The 16,103-nt window shown below is 70.9% G+C and carries 16 protein-coding genes; 8 read left to right on the forward strand and 8 right to left on the reverse strand.

The window, feature by feature from the left end; all coding sequences use genetic code 11:
• From FB471_RS02810 to FB471_RS02825, 4 genes are read right to left on the reverse strand one after another with little or no spacing between them, the layout of a single operon-like run.
• The gene (locus tag FB471_RS02810; RefSeq protein ID WP_141995791.1) at positions 1 to 1,470 is read right to left on the reverse strand and encodes a glycoside hydrolase family 3 N-terminal domain-containing protein; all 1,470 of its coding nucleotides are present in this window, start codon (positions 1,468 to 1,470) and stop codon (positions 1 to 3) included.
• A 3-nt stretch (positions 1,471 to 1,473) separates the two neighbouring features.
• A complete protein-coding gene (locus FB471_RS02815; protein WP_142001520.1) occupies positions 1,474 to 2,301 on the reverse strand; it encodes a carbohydrate ABC transporter permease in 828 nt (275 codons plus the stop codon).
• Positions 2,302 to 2,306: 5 nt separating this feature from the next.
• Entirely contained in the window at positions 2,307 to 3,287 is a 981-nt protein-coding gene (locus FB471_RS02820) for a carbohydrate ABC transporter permease (RefSeq protein ID WP_141995792.1), read from the reverse strand.
• Between the two features lie 19 nt (positions 3,288 to 3,306).
• Positions 3,307 to 4,593 carry a sugar ABC transporter substrate-binding protein gene (locus FB471_RS02825; RefSeq protein ID WP_141995793.1) on the reverse strand — a complete coding sequence of 429 codons (1,287 nt, stop codon included), beginning with the start codon at positions 4,591 to 4,593 and terminating at the stop codon, positions 3,307 to 3,309.
• Between the two features lie 259 nt (positions 4,594 to 4,852).
• Between FB471_RS02825 and FB471_RS02830 the strand changes: the two genes are divergently transcribed.
• The 7 genes from FB471_RS02830 to FB471_RS02860 are packed head-to-tail and all read left to right on the forward strand — an operon-like array spanning position 4,853 to position 11,515.
• Positions 4,853 to 5,899, forward strand: coding sequence for a BMP family lipoprotein (locus FB471_RS02830; RefSeq protein ID WP_141995794.1), 1,047 nt, complete (start codon positions 4,853 to 4,855; stop codon positions 5,897 to 5,899).
• 4 nt (positions 5,900 to 5,903) lie between these two features.
• Positions 5,904 to 7,406, forward strand: a complete 1,503-nt coding sequence (locus FB471_RS02835; RefSeq protein ID WP_211357932.1) for an ABC transporter ATP-binding protein — start codon at positions 5,904 to 5,906, stop codon at positions 7,404 to 7,406.
• Positions 7,403 to 8,422: an ABC transporter permease gene (locus FB471_RS02840; RefSeq protein ID WP_141995795.1), complete on the forward strand. Its 1,020-nt coding sequence runs from the start codon at positions 7,403 to 7,405 to the stop codon at positions 8,420 to 8,422. The genes FB471_RS02835 and FB471_RS02840 overlap by 4 nt, the downstream gene beginning before the upstream one ends.
• On the forward strand, positions 8,419 to 9,318 hold the full coding sequence (locus FB471_RS02845; protein WP_141995796.1) for an ABC transporter permease: 900 nt from the start codon (positions 8,419 to 8,421) through the stop codon (positions 9,316 to 9,318). The genes FB471_RS02840 and FB471_RS02845 overlap by 4 nt, the downstream gene beginning before the upstream one ends.
• A gap of 26 nt (positions 9,319 to 9,344) precedes the next feature.
• Complete coding sequence (locus FB471_RS02850) at positions 9,345 to 9,881, forward strand: cysteine hydrolase family protein (protein ID WP_281287428.1); 537 nt, start codon at positions 9,345 to 9,347, stop codon at positions 9,879 to 9,881.
• Entirely contained in the window at positions 9,866 to 10,759 is an 894-nt protein-coding gene (locus FB471_RS02855; protein ID WP_141995797.1) for a carbohydrate kinase family protein, read from the forward strand. The genes FB471_RS02850 and FB471_RS02855 overlap by 16 nt, the downstream gene beginning before the upstream one ends.
• A 6-nt stretch (positions 10,760 to 10,765) precedes the next feature.
• A complete protein-coding gene (locus FB471_RS02860; protein WP_141995798.1) occupies positions 10,766 to 11,515 on the forward strand; it encodes a nucleoside phosphorylase in 750 nt (249 codons plus the stop codon).
• Positions 11,516 to 11,523: 8 nt separating this feature from the next.
• Here the strand turns inward: FB471_RS02860 and FB471_RS02865 are convergent, their stop codons facing one another.
• Together FB471_RS02865 and FB471_RS02870 are read right to left on the reverse strand one after the other, a co-directional pair.
• Positions 11,524 to 11,772 carry an anti-sigma factor family protein gene (locus FB471_RS02865; RefSeq protein ID WP_141995799.1) on the reverse strand — a complete coding sequence of 83 codons (249 nt, stop codon included), beginning with the start codon at positions 11,770 to 11,772 and terminating at the stop codon, positions 11,524 to 11,526.
• Positions 11,750 to 12,301, reverse strand: coding sequence for a sigma-70 family RNA polymerase sigma factor (locus FB471_RS02870; protein ID WP_425457023.1), 552 nt, complete (start codon positions 12,299 to 12,301; stop codon positions 11,750 to 11,752). Before FB471_RS02870 ends, FB471_RS02865 begins: the two co-directional genes overlap by 23 nt.
• 270 nt (positions 12,302 to 12,571) lie before the next feature.
• Here FB471_RS02870 and FB471_RS02875 point away from each other — a divergent pair, with 270 nt between their 5' ends.
• On the forward strand, positions 12,572 to 13,861 hold the full coding sequence (locus tag FB471_RS02875) for an NAD(P)/FAD-dependent oxidoreductase (RefSeq protein WP_141995801.1): 1,290 nt from the start codon (positions 12,572 to 12,574) through the stop codon (positions 13,859 to 13,861).
• Positions 13,862 to 13,871: 10 nt separating this feature from the next.
• Here the strand turns inward: FB471_RS02875 and FB471_RS02880 are convergent, their stop codons facing one another.
• Both FB471_RS02880 and FB471_RS02885 read right to left on the reverse strand, forming a co-directional pair.
• Complete coding sequence (locus FB471_RS02880; RefSeq protein ID WP_141995802.1) at positions 13,872 to 14,855, reverse strand: LLM class flavin-dependent oxidoreductase; 984 nt, start codon at positions 14,853 to 14,855, stop codon at positions 13,872 to 13,874.
• A gap of 2 nt (positions 14,856 to 14,857) precedes the next feature.
• A complete protein-coding gene (locus tag FB471_RS02885; RefSeq protein ID WP_141995803.1) occupies positions 14,858 to 15,934 on the reverse strand; it encodes an NAD/NADP-dependent octopine/nopaline dehydrogenase family protein in 1,077 nt (358 codons plus the stop codon).
• Positions 15,935 to 16,103: the final 169 nt, after the last annotated feature.

The following is a 16,103-nucleotide window of genomic DNA, read 5'->3' on the forward strand; positions in this document are numbered from 1 at the left end:
TCAGGACCGTCCGGCCAGCAGTTCCGCGGCCGCATGCAGGCTCACAAGGGAACCGCCATGGGTGTCCACCCGGCAACCGGCACCGAGATCCGGTCCAGGGACCCCCGTCTCCACGTGCACGACATCGAGGCCGAGCGCGACCAGCTCGGTGACCAGGCGGGTCGCCTCCGGATACCGGTGCGCGTCCCTTGTCGTCACCACCACCCCGCCGCCTTGCACGCGTGCCGCCAGCTCGCCGGCGTCCAGCTCGCCGCTGGCCGCGCACACCGTGCGGGTGCCCGGCAGCAGTTCGGCCAGCCGCGGCCCGAGTCCCCAGGGCACCGCACCGGCGGCCATACTCGGCGCCACCTGCACGTCCACCACCAGCGGCGGCCCGGCCAGCCCGGCCCGGCCACGGACCCGGATCGCGCCGCGGGCGGCGGACCTCCCGATGTCGGGGTCGATGGCGCCCCCGACGGGCGGCGCCGGGACGGTGCCCAGCTCCGCCACCCTGGCCGCGGCCTCGGCGAGCCTGTCCTCGGTGAGCTCGCCGGCTCGTACCGCCCGCACGATGGCATCCGTCACCTGGGTCACCGCCGCCTCGGCGGCGATCTCACCCCCGATGCAGAGCGCGTCGGCGCCGGCGACCAGCGCGCGCACGGCCGCCGCGGCGAGCCCGTCCACCCGACCGAGTTCGCCTGCCACCGCGCCCATCTCCAGCGCGTCCGTGACCACCGTGCCGGTGAAGCCCAGTTCCCCGCGCAACACGCCGGTGATCGCCTTCGGATTCAGGGTCGCCGGCTCGGCACCCCATTCCGGGACCACCAGGTGCCCCGGCATCACCGCGCGAACCCCGGCCCGCACGGCCGCGGCGAACGGGATCAGCTCGGCCGCGCGTAGTTCGGAGTCGGTGCGCCTGAGCACCGGGAGCGCGAAGTGAGAATCCGTTGTGGACGCTCCGTGACCAGGAAAATGCTTGGCGCAGGCGGCGACACCGTATCGCTGCGACCCGGATACGAAGGCGGCCACCTGCGCCGCGGCGGCGGCCGGGTCGGAACCGAAGGAACGTACGCCGATGATCGGATCGTCCCGGGTGAGGGTCAGATCGGCACAGGGTGCGAGGTTCAGGGTGACCCCACACCCGGCGAGCCGACCGCCGAGTCCCTCCGCGACGCTGCCGGTGAGCTCCGGGTCGGCCACCGCGCCGAGCGCGAGCGGGCCGGGAAACAACGATCCGGTCCCCGCGTCCAGCCGGGTGACGTCACCACCCTCCTCGTCGATCCCGACGACCACCCGCTCGCGCCGATCCCGCAGCCGCGTACTCAGCTCCGCCACCTGCTGATCGTCCACCACGTTTCGGGCGAACAGCACCACACCGCCGAGACCACGGTCGAGTGCGGCCAGCACCCAGTCCGGCGCGCGGGCCCCTTCGAACCCGGCGAGCAGCACGCCCGCGGCGAGCTCGCGCAACTCACTTTCCACAACGGGCACTTGTCATCCCTTCACCGCGCCGGCGGTACCGCCGGACACCAGCTTGCGCTGCACCAGCAGGAAGAACACCAGCGCGGGCACGGAGTACAGGACGGCACCGGCCATCGCGCCACTCCAGTCGGTTCCGAACGCGGTCTGGAAGGACTCCAGCCACACCGGCAGGGTGTACTTCGACGAGTCGCGCATGAACACGAAGGCGTACAGGAACTCGTTCCACGCGGTGATGAAGCCGAACACCGAGGTGGCCACCAGCCCGGGACCGAGCAGGGGCAGGGTCACCCTGCGGAAGGCTCCCCAGCGGCCGCACCCGTCGACCATCGCCGCCTCTTCCAACTCGACCGGGATCCCGTTGACGAAACCGCGCAGGGTCCAGATGGTGAACGGCAGGGTGGTGGCGAAGTACACCAGCAGGAGCGAGGGCAGGGTGTTCAGCAGCCCGAGGTCCTTCATCAGCAGGTACATCGGGATGAACAGGGCCTCCAGCGGCGCCAGCTGGGCCACCAGCACCAGCAGCACGAAGCCCTTGCGCCCGCGAAAGCGCAGCCTGGCGAGCGGGACCGCCGCGAGCAGGCCGGCGACCAGCGAGCAGGCGACCGCGCCGAGGGTCACGATCAGGCTGTTGGTCAGGTAGGTGGCGAAACCCGGCTTGGCGATCGCGGTGGCGAAGTTGTCCAGGGACACCGAGAGCGGGATCAGGTCGTACCGCGCGGACAGCACCTCGATCGGCGGCTTGAGCGCGCTGGTGATCATCCAGTAGGTCGGGAAGGCGAAGACCGCGGCCACCAGCAGGCCGATGGTGCCCAGCAGGATCCGTCGCGGCCCGGTTCGCATGCTGCTCATGCCTGCCCCTCCCTGGTCCGCAGCAGTAGTTGCAGGTACCTCGCGGTGAGCACCACCAGCAGCAGCACCATCAACGTGGCCACCGCGGAGGCCACACCGAATCGGCTGTCGGCGATGCCCTTGAGGTACAGCAGCACCGGCAGGGTGGTGCTCTCCCCGTCCGGTCCCCCTTCCCTGATGGCCCACACCTGCGCGAACACCTTGAAGTTCCACAGCACGGAGAGGAACGTGGTCAAGGTGATCAGCGGCCGCAGCGCGGGCCAGCTGACCGCGCGGAAGACCTGCGAAGGCCGTGCCCCGTCGATGCCGGCCGCCTCGTACAGGTCCTTGGGCACGGTGAGCAGGCCGGCGTACAGCGTGAAGGTGACGAACGGGACCGCCTGCCAGATGATCAGCAGGCTGATCACCGCCAGCGTGCTCACCCCGCTGCCGAACCAGGAATGTCCCGCGAAACTCTCGAAACCCAGTTTGACCAGTGTCTTGTTCAGGATCCCGTACTGCTGATCGAAGATCCACTGGAACACGGTGGTCGAGGCAATGATCGGCATGGCCCAGGCCAGCACCAGGGTCACCTGCAGGATGACCCGTACCGCGGACGGCAGGTGCCGCATCAGCAGGGCGATCAGCAACGCGCAGGACATGACGCCGCCGACACAGGTGGCGGTGAAGGCCAGCGTGCGCAACGTGATCGTCCAGAACTCCGGGTCGGCGAAGATCTCCCGGTAGTTCGCCAGCCCGACCCACACCACCTCGCCGCGGACCAGCGCGCCGAGATCGAGCCTGCGCAGGCTGATCCCGATCACCTGTACCGCGGGCCAGCCCAGGAACGCGACCAGCACGAGCACCGCGGGGGCGAGCAACAGATAGGGCATGGCGCGCTCACCGGTGAGCCGGCGCACCGCGGAGCGTGCCTTCCGGCCACCGGACGGTGCCGGCGGGTGGTCGCCCGCCGGCACCGTGGGAAGTACCGTTGTCATCTACTGACCAGTGCGGCGCTCAGCCGGCCAGTGCGCTGGTGAGCGCGGCGTTGGCGTCGGCGCTGGCGGTGTCGATGTCCTTGGCCCCGGTGAGCACCGCGGTCAGCATGTCCTTCAACGGATTCTGCCCGGCCTCGATGCTGCCCCACTCCGGGCTGGCCGGAACGGCCCTCCCCTTCTGCGCCGCCTCGGCCATCGCCTTGCCGAACGGGTCGGCTTCCAGCGCGCTGGTGTCCTTGGACGTGCCGGGCACCATGCCCGCCTCGGCGATCTTACCCTGGTACTTGGCGCTGCTGATCAGCTTCAGGTACTCCTTGGCCAGTTCCGGATTCTTGCTGTTGGCCGGGATGGCGAGGTTGGAGCCGCCGAGGAACACCGGGGCGTTCTCGCCGGCGACCTTCGAAGGGATCGGGAAGGCTCCGGTCTTGGCCTCCAGCTCCGGGGCGTCCTCCGTTACGCTCGCCATCTCCCACGGCAGGCCGATGAACATCGCGACCTTGCCCTGGCCGTATATCCCCGACTGCGCGGGCGTCTGCTCGTCGGAGTCCTTCGGCGCGGTGGTGCCGGAGGACTCCACCAGCTCCTGGTAGAAGGCCAGCCCGTCCTTGGACTCGGCCGAGTCCAGCGTGGCTTGGAAACCGTCGCCGGTGGCCCGCGCGACGTCGCCGCCCTCGTCCCAGATGAAGGACAGCAGCGTGTACCAGTTCTGACCAGGCATGTACAACGACTGGAACTCGGGATCGTCGCCGAACTTCTCGTTCAGCTTGGTGATCGCGTCCAGCCACTCCGCCCGCGAGGTCGGCGGGCCGGCGATCCCGGCCTCGGTGAACATGTCCTTGCGGTAGAACACCTCGCGGTTGGCCGCGAAGAACGGCATGCCGTACTGCTTGCCGTCGTACTCACCGGACGCGCGCAGGCCCTCCAGCCACTCCGCGGAGTTCAGCTCGGTGGCCGAGCCGGAAAGGTCGAGCAGCACCTGCTCGGCGGCGAACTGCGGGGTCTGGGTGTTGCCGAGCTCGATCACGTCCGGCGGGTTGTCCCCGGCCAGCGCGGTCGTCAACTTCTCCTGGATCCCGTTCCACTGCTGTACCTCGTAGTTGACCGTGACGCCCTCGTTGGCGGCCTCGAGCTCGCCGTGCAGCTCGTTGGTCAGCGTCTCCGGCGCGGAGCCCTCCATCATCCACACGGTCAGCGCGCGCGGACCGTCCTCGGGCTCGCCGCCCGTGTCGCCGCCGGAACCGGCGCAGCCGGTGGCCAACAGCGCCACGGCCGCGGCTGAGACCGCGCCCTTCACCCAACGTCTCACTCGTGCCGCCCTCCTCGCCCGGACCACTGCCGGGTAGTTGTCTCAGTGGTGTAGACCAATAGAGGTAGAGCGTGGTCCGGACCACAGGTACTGTCAAGCGGGTTGCCAATCCGTTGCAAAGCCCATCGCACGGCGGTGATCTGGCCGAACGGCGCCATTCCGTAAGATCGCTGGTCGCACCGCGGAGAGGCATGCACCGCCGAACCGTAGGCATGTCTGGTGAATCACTGACCCGACTCCGGGTGTACATTCCGGTGCCATGAGAAGGGGTGCCCTCGCGTGCGGTCTGTTGCTGGTGGCCACGCTGGCAGCCGGCTGCGCCGGAGAAACGGAGTCCGGAGGCGGCCGGGACAAAGCGGCACTGGTGATCGCACAGGGCGGCATCGGCGACGAGTCCTACAACGATCTCGCGCTCAGCGGGTTCGAGTCCTCGACCGAGAAGCACGGCATCGAGGGCAGCCCGATCGAGTCCGCGGACATCGTCGCGCAGGGCGAGCAGATCCTGCGGCGTGCCGCCACCACCGGCTTCGGCCTGGTGATCGACCTCGAGTTCTCGCACGGGGAGATCCTGCCGACGGTCGCCGCCGAGCACCCGGACGTCCGCTGGGCCATCCTGAACACCGAGGTGCGGGGCGAGAACGTGCTCTCGATCATGTTCGCCGAGCACGAGGGCTCCTACCTCGCCGGCGCGCTCGCCGCGATGATGACCACCCAGACCGGCAACCCGAAGATCAACCCGGCCAAGAAGATCGGCGTCATCGGCGGCACCAAGTCGGTGGGCATCGACAAGTTCGTCTCCGGCTACGTGCAGGGCGCGCGGGAAACCGATCCCGAGGTGGAGGTCCTGGTCAAGTACAGCAACACCTTCGGGGACCCGGCCACCGGAAGGCAACTCGCCTCCACCATGTACGAACAGGGCGCGGACATCGTCTTCCAGGTCGCGGGCGGCACCGGTGCCGGCGTGATCCAGGAAGCCGCCGACGCGGGCCGCTACGCCATCGGCGTAGACACCAACCAGGACGACATCGCGCCGGGCCACGTGCTCACCAGCATGGTCAAGCGCAGCGACCAGGCCGTGGCCAGGACCGTGGCGCGGTTCGCCGAGGGCCGGTTCACCGGCGGCGAGACTCTCACCCTCGGGTTGTCCGAAGGCGGTGTCGGGCTCACCGGGTTCGAGCACACCAAGCAGGACATCCCGGAACCGATCCGCACCCGGATCGGCGAGTTGCGGGAGGAGATCGTCGACGGCAGGCGGGACGTGTGGAACGTGGTGAGCCAGGGATACCCGAGCTGGCTCACCGGCTGACCCCGTGACCGCCCCACTCGGTGCCCGTGCCGTGCACCGGAGGTTCGGCCAGGTCGTCGCGAACGACGACCTGAGTATGGATGTCCACAGTGGAACCGTGCATGCCGTCGTCGGGGAGAACGGTGCGGGCAAGACCACCCTGATGCGGATCCTCGCCGGTCTCGACCAGCCGGACTCCGGCACCGTGGTCCTGGACGGCGCACCGGTCCGGCTGCGCGGCCCGGCCGACGCCGCCGCTCGCGGCATCGCCATCGTGGAGCAGGAGCCGGCCATGGTCGGCGAGCTGACCCTGCTGGAAAACCTGGTCCTCGGCGCGGAACCACGCCGAGGTCCGCTCATCGACTGGCGCGTGGCACGGGCCGAGGCGCACCGGGTCGCCGCCGAGGCCGGGCTCGACCCGCCGTGGGACACCCGCGCCGCCGATGCCCCGGTGAGCGCGCGTCAGCAGGTCGCCATCCTGCGCGCACTGCTGCGTTCCGCTCGCGTTCTGATCATGGACGAACCCACCTCGGCGCTGGCACCGGCACAGGTGCGGCGGCTGTTCCGCCTGCTGCGCGGGCTGCGCGAGGCCGGGCACACCGTGGTGTTCATCAGCCACAAACTGAACGAGGTGCTGGACATCGCCGATGTGGTCACGGTGCTGCGGCGGGGCAGGACGGTCACCACCGTGGACGCCGCCACCGTCGGCCAGCGCGAGCTGACCGAGCTCGCCGTCGGCCGGTACGTCCCGGACACCGAGTTCCGCCCTGCCGGGCGACCGGGTGCGGCCGTGCTGACGCTGGACGGCCTCACCGCAGCCGGGTCGCCGGGCCTGCACGAGGTGTCCTTCGAGGTGCGTGCCGGTCACATCGTCGGTGTCGCCGGGGTCAGCGGGAGCGGTCAGGACGAGCTCGCCGGCTGCGTCGTCGGGCTGCACCCGGCTACCTCGGGCCGGATCCTGCTGCGGGGCGAGGACGTCACCGGATGGAAGGTGGCCGACCGGCGGGCCGCCGGACTCGGCTATGTCGGCGCCGACCGTACCCGCGAGGGCCTCGCGCCGGACGCGTCCCTCGCCGACAACGCGATCGCCGGCGCGCACCGCGGGCCGTCGTCCCGCGGCGGATGGTTGAGCCGGACCGCGATGCGGGCCGCCGTCGACCGGCTCACCGGTGAGTACGCGGTGCGGCACGGGCGGTTGACCGATCCGGTGCGGACACTGTCCGGGGGCAACCAGCAGCGGCTGGTGCTCGGGCGCGAGCTGGAACGCCGGCCCCGCATGCTGGTCGCGGCGCACCCCACGCGTGGGGTGGATGTCCAGGGCATCGCCTTCCTCCACGAACGGCTGCGCGCCCTGCGCGACGGCGGCGCCGCCGTGCTGCTGGTGTCCGAGGAGCTGGACGAGTTGCTCGCACTCAGTGACCGGATCGTGGTGCTGTCCGGCGGCCGCCTCGCCGGAGAGCTCGGCGGCGGGCCGCACAACCGGGCGGCCGTCGGTGAGCTGATGCTGGGTGGGAGCGCGCGGGGATGAGCGCGCTGGCGCCCGGCAGGCTGCTGCCCGCACTCGCCCCCGTCCTCGCGGCACTCACGGTCGGTGCGCTCGTCCTGCTCGCCACCGGGGACGATCCGCTCACCGTCTACCCCCTGCTGCTGCGCGAGGCGTTCGGCGACCTCGACCGGGTCGCCGCCACCCTGGTCGCGGCGACCCCGCTGCTGTTCACCGGGCTGGCCACCGCGTTCACCTTCCGCGCCGGGGTGTTCAACGTCGGGGCCGAGGGCGGGTTCGTGCTCGGCGGCCTGGCCGCGGCCACTGTGGGTGCGCACCTCACCGGGCTGCCGGGTCCGCTGGTGGCCCTGCTCGCACTGGCCGCGGGCACCGCGGCCGGCATGGCGACCAGCGCGGTCCCCGGCTGGCTGCGGGCCAGGTGGGAGGTGAACGAAGTGGTCATCACGCTCATGACCAACTTCATCGCACTCGGCCTGGCCGGGTGGCTGGTGACCTCCTTCCTCCAGGCCGAGGGCGTGGCCAACTCGGCCACCCCGCTGGTGCCGCCGGACGCCTGGCTGCCGGTGCTGCTGTCACCCGGCCTCACCGTGGGCGTGCTGCTCGGGCTGGCGCTGCTGGCCGGATACGCCTGCTGGATCCGCTACTCGGTTCCCGGCTACGAGTTGCGGATGACCGGGCACAACCCGGAGTTCGCGCGGGCACAGGGCATCCGTACCGGCCGGGTGGTGCTGGTCGCCATGCTGGTGTCCGGCGCGGTGGCCGGGCTGGGTGGCGGGGCGCAGGCGCTCGGTGTGGTGCATCGCTTCGTCGAGGGATTCTCCCCCGGCTACGGCTTCACCGGTATCGCCGTGGCGCTGCTCGGCCGCAACGGTGCCCTCGGCGTCGCCCTCGGCGCGTTGTTCCTCGGCGCCATGTCCTCCGCGGGCGCCACCGTGCAGTTGTTCAGCGACATCCCGCTGGACATCGTGCAGGTGCTCACCGGCGCGGTGATGATCTTCGCCGTGGCCAGGGGTGCCCTGTCCAGGGGCGCGGCGCGGTGATCGAGTCACTGGTCGCCTCGGCACTGCTGCTGTGGACCCCGCTCGCGCTGGCCGCCACCGGCGGGCTGCTCAACCGGGTGGGCGGCATCGTGAACATCGGGCTGGAGGGGCATATGCTCGCCGGCGCGCTCACCGCGGCGCTGGTCAGCGGCGCGGCCGGCGACTGGCTCGCCGGCGTGGCCGCGGCGGCGGCCACCGGCGCCCTGCTCGGCCTGCTGATGTCCCTGCCGATCACCCGGCTCGGCGCGAACCCGATCGTCGTGGGCCTCGGGTACAACATCATGATCGCCGGGGTCGCGGGCTACCTGCTGAGCAAGCTGTTCGGGGTGTCGGGGACGCTGCGCGTGCCAGGGCTGGACCCGCTGCCCCGGCTCGATCTCCCGTTCCTCGCCGAGGTTCCGGTGCTGGGCGTGCTGATGTCCGGCAAGGATCCGCTGTTCTGGCTCGCCGTACTGGCGCTGCCCGCGGTGAGCATGCTGCTGCGGCACACCCGCGCCGGGCTCCGGCTACGGGCCGCGGGGGCCGGCGCGGAGACCGCGCGGTCGCTCGGCCTGCCCGCCACCCGGATCCGGGACCAGTCCAGCGTGCTGGCCGGCCTGCTCGCCGGCGTGGCCGGCGCGCAGCTGTGCCTGGGCCAGGTCGGACTCTTCCACACCGATATGGTCGCCGGGCGCGGGTTCATCGCGCTCGCCGCCTTCTACTTCGGCAGGTCACGTCCGTTGCCGACGGCCGCGGCCTGCCTGCTGTTCGCCTTCTTCGACGCCGGTCAGGCCCGTGTCCAGACCGGGGGTGGCGCCGCGCACCTGCTGCAAACCCTGCCGTATCTTGTAGTGGCCGTAGTACTGACCGTCACCGGCATCCGGGAAAGCCGTCGCAGAACCCGAAGGGCGGGCTGATCATCACAACCCCAGGAACGGCGCTGATCCTCGTGGACGTGCTCGAGGCGTTCTTCACCCCTGGCAAACCCGCCTACTACCCCGAGTCGGCCGAGGTGCTCGACCCGTTGCGCGGCCTGCTCGCCAGGGCGCGGGATCGGGGGCGGCTGGTGGTGCACGCGGTCGAGCGGCACTATCCGGGGCTGGCCGACTTCGAGCACAAGAAGCTCCCGCGACACTGCGAGATCGGGGACGACCAGGCCCGCTACGTCGAGGGTTTCCAGCCCACCGGCCCGCCGGACGAGATCGAGGTGCCCAAGCGGCGCTACTCCGCGTTCTACGCCACCGACCTGGATCTGCTGCTGCGCGAGCAGCGGATAGCCAGGGTCGTCGTCGCCGGGGTGAAGACGAACGTCTGCGTCCGCGCCACCGTGCAGGACGCGTTCGCCGCGGGGTACGAGGTGCTGCTACCGCGGGAGGCCACGAACTCCAACCGTCCACACCTCGCCGAGGCCAGCCTCGAGGACATCAACCGGTACTTCGGCAAGGTCGTCTCACTCGAGCAAGCATGGGAAAGCTTGTGATGCCACGAGTCGCGGTAGTCGGTTACGCCAGCGTGGATCACGCGATGGCGACCGAGGAGTTCCGGGGCGCACGGGGCACCACCCTGATCAGGGAACGGCTGTCCGAGCCGTGGCCGGGGATCGGCGGGATCGCCTACGCCGCGCGCGGCCTGGCCGAGGCCGGTCTCGAGGTCAACGCCGTGACCTGGGTCGGTGCGGACGCCCTCGGCGAGGAGTACACCGAACGGCTCGCCTCCTTCGGCGTGGACACCACCGGCGTCGTGGCGGCCGGGGACCGCACCCCGTCCTGCTACCTGTTCTACGGCCCCGAGGGCGACACGGTGGTGGTCTACGACCCCGGCGACCGGATGCCGACCGGCCTCACCGACGCGCAGCGGGAGGTGCTCGCGGGCTGCGACTGGGTGTGCCTGCTGGTCGGCCCGCGCTCGGCCACCGTGGACGTGCTGCGGATGTTGCGCCCCGAGCAGCGGCTCGCCTGGGGGGTCAAGGGCGATCCGGATGCCTACACCGCCGCGCTGGTACATCGCCTGCTGTTCCGGGTCAGCGTCCTGACCTTCAGCGCCCGGGAGCGGATTTTCCTGGAGCGGATGCTCACCCCGCGCACACTCCGCGACCGAACACCCCGCGAGGCGCTGCTGGTGGAGACCAACGGCACGGCCGGAATCCGGTTCTGGCACGGCGAGCAGCGCGGCGCGCTGTCGGTCACCCCGATCGACGCGGTGGACACCACCGGTGCCGGTGACGTGCTGTTCGCGGCGACCGTGGCCAGCATGATCGAGCAACCGGACGGCGAGCTGGCCGTGCGCCACGGGGTGGACGCCGCCACCGCGCTGCTGCGCAGCCGCTTGCCCGCCACGTTGCGGATCCGGACGGAGTAGCCACCGGTGACCGAGCAATCCGGCAGGGCCTGGTTTCTTCGATGCGGCGCGGAGGATGTCGGCGAGCTTGCCGTCCTGGTGGGCGACCGCGGCCGGGTGACCGCCGTCGCCGAGATACTCGCGGAACCGGTCCTGCTGAACACCGACCGCGGGCTGACCACGGTGACCGGCCGATACGCCGGGCAGCGGGTCACCGTGGCCGCGTTCGGAATGGGCGCACCGGCCGCCGCGCTCGTGCTGGAGGAGCTGGCCATGCTCGGCGTGCGCCGGTTCCTCCGGCTGGGCACCGCCCTGGCCGTCGGCGGCACCGGGCTCGGCGACCTCGTGCTGGCCGATGGCGCGATACGCAACGAGTCCACCTCGGCGAGCTACGCCCCCGCGGCCTTCCCCGCCGTCCCGGACCCCGTGCTGTACGCGGCGGTGCGGGCGCGACTGCGCGATACGCCGCGCCGGTGGGTGTCCGGCCTGTTCGCCTCCCAGGACGGCTTCTACACCGAGATGGTCGCCGCCCGCCCGGAGCGCGCGGCCGCGGTGTCGGCGCACCTGGCGGAGCTGGTGCGGTACGGGGTGCGCGCGATGGACATGGAGACCTCGGCCGTGCTGGTCGCCGCGCGCGTGCTCGGGGTGCGCGCGGCCTCGCTGTGCCTGGCCAGCGTCACCGCGCCGGAGCGGCGCCGGATGGACGGAACGGAGCGGGCGGACGCCGAGTTGGCGCTGATGCGCACCGGGCTCGACGCCCTGACCGTCCCCGGCTGAGCAGCTCCTCAGAACAGCGAGACGTGCCCGCTGGTCTCCGGGGTCCAGTCGTCCGGCGAGCGGGGCGCGGGCGCCTTCGGGCCGCTCGGCCAGGCATGCTTGACCTCGTCCAGCATGCAGGGTACGTCCCGCAGTTCGAGCAGCTCGTCCTGGCAACGCTCGCATTCCATCAGGTGCGTCTCGAAGGCCACATGATCCGGCTGATCGAGCACCCCGAGCAGGTAAGCGGCGATGTCAGCGTGGCTGGTCTCGGCCATCCTCGCGGTCCCCCCGATCTCGCAACGCACGACGTAGCGCACGAACGGCGTGGTAGATTCTCGATTTGACCGTACCTGGCGGAACGCCGAGAGACACCGCCGCCTCGTTCACGGTTCGATCACGGATGTATGTCTGCAATACGGCATCACGTTGCTCCGGTGAAAGGGTACTGAGCGCCTCGTACACCACGAGCGCGGCCAGTGTTCTGTCCGATTCGTCGGGAACTCCGACCGAATCCGCATCGACCTCCTCGACCTCTTGCGGCCGGGCCTTTCGACTTCGCCAGCCATCAATGACGATGCGTCTCGCCACCGTATACAACCAGGCCAGCAACGTGTCAGGTCTGCGATCGAGCTTGTGCGCGTTGCGCCAGGCCCTGATCAGCGTCTCCTGCACGACGTCTTCGGCCCAATGCCGGTCCTGACCAGTCAGTTTGAGCGTATACGCCATCAACTGCCTGCCGAATTCCTGATACAACGTCCGCACGAGGTCGTCGGAACCAGCCGCGCTGGCGTACTGACGGACCACGGGGTTGAGTGTCCGGCTTGGGTGGGCCACGGGGGACATCCTTGTGGTGTGCTGGGCTATGTGTCCAGTACCGATATCACGAGAGTATTTCTTTGAACCAGACCGGATCATCCGCCGTATATCCCACTGTAGGCCCCGCAAACGTCGCACCCCGAGCGACTATGCCGTCCACTATGGACCATGACGTCCATAGTGGATTCACCGTGCCCGCTTGCAGGGGTTTCGTCGAATGAGGGTCCTGCCGGCCACGCGCACACCAGGGAGGAACTGATGACCGACAGCGCGGAACGGATCGTGATCGTCGGCGCGGGCGTGGCCGGGCTACGCGCCGCCGAGAGACTCCGTGAGCTGGGCTTCGACGGGGAGGTGGTGATCATCGGCGATGAACGGCGTCGGCCGTACCACCGGCCCGCGGCATCCAAGCAGTTGCTCGGTGGTACGGCACGCGAATCGGACCTGGCCTTGCGGACCTATACCGACCTGGACGCGCGATGGCGGCTCGGCACGACGGCCACCCGACTGGACACCAGCCATCGGATCGTGCACCTGCCCGGTGGCGAGGAACTGCGTTATGACGGGCTGGTCATCGCGACCGGCGTCTTCCCGAAACACCTGCCCGGTGCCCCCCGGCACGACCCGCGGGTACGTGTGCTACGGACCGTCGAGGACGCGGTCGCCGTGCGGAGGGCGCTGGCCGGCAGCAACAAACCGGCCGTGGTGCTCGGCAGCGGGCTGATCGGCTGCGAGTTCGCGGCCACCATGCGCCACCTCGGCAGGGACGTGACCATCGTGGGCCGCTCCCCCACTCCGCTGGACCGGCTCGGCACGGGGGTCGGCTCCGCGGTGACCAGGCTGCACCGCCAGCACCGGGCCGGGCTCGCACTGGGTACCTCGGTGCGGCACTGGATCAACCTCAAGGACGGCATCGGGCTGCACCTGGCCAACAGCAGGTTGCTGGTCGCCGGCTGCGTGGTGCTCGCGATCGGCAGCGTGCCGGCCACCGACTGGATGCGCGGCTCGGGGCTGGTACTCGAGGACGGTGTGCTGTGCAAGTCGACCCTGTTCGCGGCGGGGGTGAACGATGTGGTCGCGGCCGGGGACGTGGCCCGCTGGCCGAACCTGCGCTTCGACGAGGTGCCACGGCGGGTCGAGCACTGGATCAACGCGGTCGAGATGGGCCGGGCGGCCGCGGAGAACCTGCTGGCGGGCCAGCAGGGCGCGCGGCCGTTCACCCCGATACCGCGAGCCTGGTCCGGTCAGTACGAGGTACGGCTACAGACCGTGGGACTACCGGCCCTCGGCACCGACACGGTGCGCCTGGCCGAGGGCGTGACCGGGTACGTCCGCGCCGGCAAACTGGTCGGCGCGTGCACCTGGGACCGCCCGCGAGCGATGTTGCACTGGGCCGAGGAGCTGGAACGCCAACTGCCGGTGCCGCAGCCCGCCCGACCACACCGGCACACCCGGGAGCCGGAGATCACCCCGCTGGCCACGGTGCCGCCGGTTCCGGCGCGGACCACGACTCCGCCACTGGGCGACCTGTGGTTGTCTGGTGCCTGAGCGGGCCGGGTCAGCCACGCCTGGAGCTCAGCACGTTGCCGATGAGCTCCAGTGCGGGGCCGGTCTCCGGGCCGAGCTCGCCGGAGAAGGAGACCGCGCCGAAGCCCGCGTCGGCCAGTTTGTCCAGGCCTGCGGCCAGGTCACCGGCATCGCCCGCGGCCATGAACAGGTCGACGGTGCGGTCGCTGATCTCCTCGAGCCGTTCGGTGGCCCCGTCCCGCACGGCAGCCCGCGCGGCCTCCACCTCGGCCTCCGGCACGCCGTGGAACGTCAGCAGCGGACCGAGGTGCGGCAGGAAGGTGGCCAGTACCCTGCGCGCACCCCGGCGGGCGTACTCCCGGTCCGGGTGCACGAAGGTCCAGTTCTCCACGACGAAGTCGACCTCACCCGGGTCGCGACCCACCTCTTTCGCGCCCGCGGCGACATGCTCGGCGAGCATGCTGGGGTAGGCCGGGTCCCACTGCGCGGCGACCCGGAGGCCGTCACAGTGCGCGCCGGCGAGCCGGGCTCCTTTGGGCCCGAGGGCGCCGAGGTACACCGGTACCCGCCGGCCGGTGCCGAAATGCAGCCGTGCCGTGTCGGCGAGGGTGAACGTCGCGCCCTGGTGACCGCCACCGTCCCCGCCGACCAGCGCCCTGATCACGTCGATCGCCTCGCGCACCCCGGCCAGGGTCGCCGGATTGCGCATGCCGAGCAGCTCGTACATCGAGCCACGACCGATACCGAGCACGGCACGCCCGCCGGAGAGCTCGTCCAGGTGAGCCAGGTTCGCCGCGAGCTGGGCCGGATGGGTGAGGTAGGGGTGCGTGACGTTCGGCCCGAGCTGCGGCCGCGAGGTGGCGCGGGCCAGGTCGCACAGCACCGGCCACACCGGCCTGCGCAGCAGCACATCGTGCACCGTGATGTCCTCGAAGCCCAACTCCTCGGCCCGTCCGGCCAGCTCAGGGTAGGCGTCGATCGGCAGGTTCCCGTGCAGTTGCAGGAGGTAACGCATCCTCACCTTTCGCTGGTCGCCATGCCCTCGCGGGCGAGCCGGCGCAGTTCGTCCAGATCACGGGTGCCGAGCAGGTCCGGTCCCCGCCCCGAGGCGGCGAGGTCCTCGCCGAGCGCGGCGCCCATCAGCGCCAGTATCGCGGCACCCGTCGGCGCAGGGACGCCTGCCAGCCGCGCGAGTTCGACGTTCAGCACCAGCCCGCACCGGATGTCCTCGTGTACGTAGCGGTGGTCGATGTGCACCGACTCGCGCCACAGGTTGGAGGCGAGCAGCCGCGCCTTGGCGTCCGGAGGATACATCGAGGTGTCCTTGCCGAGGTGGTAGTCCAGCAACGGCCAGTGCGGCTCCCCGAACCCCAGCCGCTCACGCAGCGCGACGCGTTCGGCGTCCAGCGCCCGCGTGGTGGCCAGCACCGAGGGTGAGGTGCCGTCGGCGTGGATGTCGAAGCGGTCGCCGAAGGACTCGATGGCCCCCAGGTTGTGCACGATGAGCGGCGGATGGATGACCGGCCCCCAGTTGGCGAGGGCGGCGTCCAGACCGTCACGTACCCGCACGGCCGTCGGGAAGGCGGCGGCGAACCGGGCATGCGCCTCGTCGGCGAGTGGGCCGGTGCCGGGAACGGAGCCGACCGGCAACCGGCCGGCCGTGACCGGGATGCTGACCTCGCCGGGCGCGGTCACGCGCGCGAGGTACGGCAACGTTCCGGTTTCCAGGAAGGCCACATCCGGCCGCAGTCGCGCGCCGAGCCAGGTGCCGAAGGTGCCCGGGGTGAAGGCCACCGCCTGCCCCGGCTCGAGCACCGCGGCCAGCGCGTCCAGCAGTTCCCGCTGCGCCGAGGCCGGGACGGGCGCGATCACCAGGTCGCTGCCCGCGACCGCAGCGTCCAGGTCGTTGGTGGCGAGGGCGACCGTGATCTCGCCACGAGTCTCGCCCGCCACGTACCGGACACGGCCACCCGGTGGCAGCGGGGCCCGCCTGCGCCACCACCGGACCTCGTGCCCACGGAGGGTGAGATCGACGGCGGTGGCATGGGAGCCGTTCCCGCCGCCCAGTACCGCCACGATCAACGGTGCCTCCACGGTCCGGGCTGCCTGTTGCCGGCGAAGTAGATCATCGCCGCGCAGCCTAGCCGAGCGGGTGAGTCCGCTGAGCAGACCGTCGTCCGGCGACGCCAAGGACCCGTTGCTTGACCAGGAGCCAGCTCGCGCATTATGGTCTAGACCACATCGGCAAGCGCAAACCCTTTCT

The organism is Amycolatopsis cihanbeyliensis, from assembly GCF_006715045.1.
Lineage (GTDB): Bacteria > Actinomycetota > Actinomycetes > Mycobacteriales > Pseudonocardiaceae > Amycolatopsis > Amycolatopsis cihanbeyliensis.

Coding starts and splice junctions, on each gene's coding strand:
- FB471_RS02815 (WP_142001520.1), bottom strand. CDS start 2,301: ATGCGAACCGGGCCGCGACGGATCCTGCTGGGCACCATCGGCCTGCTG.
- FB471_RS02820 (WP_141995792.1), bottom strand. CDS start 3,287: ATGACAACGGTACTTCCCACGGTGCCGGCGGGCGACCACCCGCCGGCA.
- FB471_RS02830 (WP_141995794.1), top strand. CDS start 4,853: ATGAGAAGGGGTGCCCTCGCGTGCGGTCTGTTGCTGGTGGCCACGCTG.
- FB471_RS02840 (WP_141995795.1), top strand. CDS start 7,403: ATGAGCGCGCTGGCGCCCGGCAGGCTGCTGCCCGCACTCGCCCCCGTC.
- FB471_RS02855 (WP_141995797.1), top strand. CDS start 9,866: ATGGGAAAGCTTGTGATGCCACGAGTCGCGGTAGTCGGTTACGCCAGC.
- FB471_RS02865 (WP_141995799.1), bottom strand. CDS start 11,772: ATGGCCGAGACCAGCCACGCTGACATCGCCGCTTACCTGCTCGGGGTG.
- FB471_RS02875 (WP_141995801.1), top strand. CDS start 12,572: ATGACCGACAGCGCGGAACGGATCGTGATCGTCGGCGCGGGCGTGGCC.
- FB471_RS02880 (WP_141995802.1), bottom strand. CDS start 14,855: ATGCGTTACCTCCTGCAACTGCACGGGAACCTGCCGATCGACGCCTAC.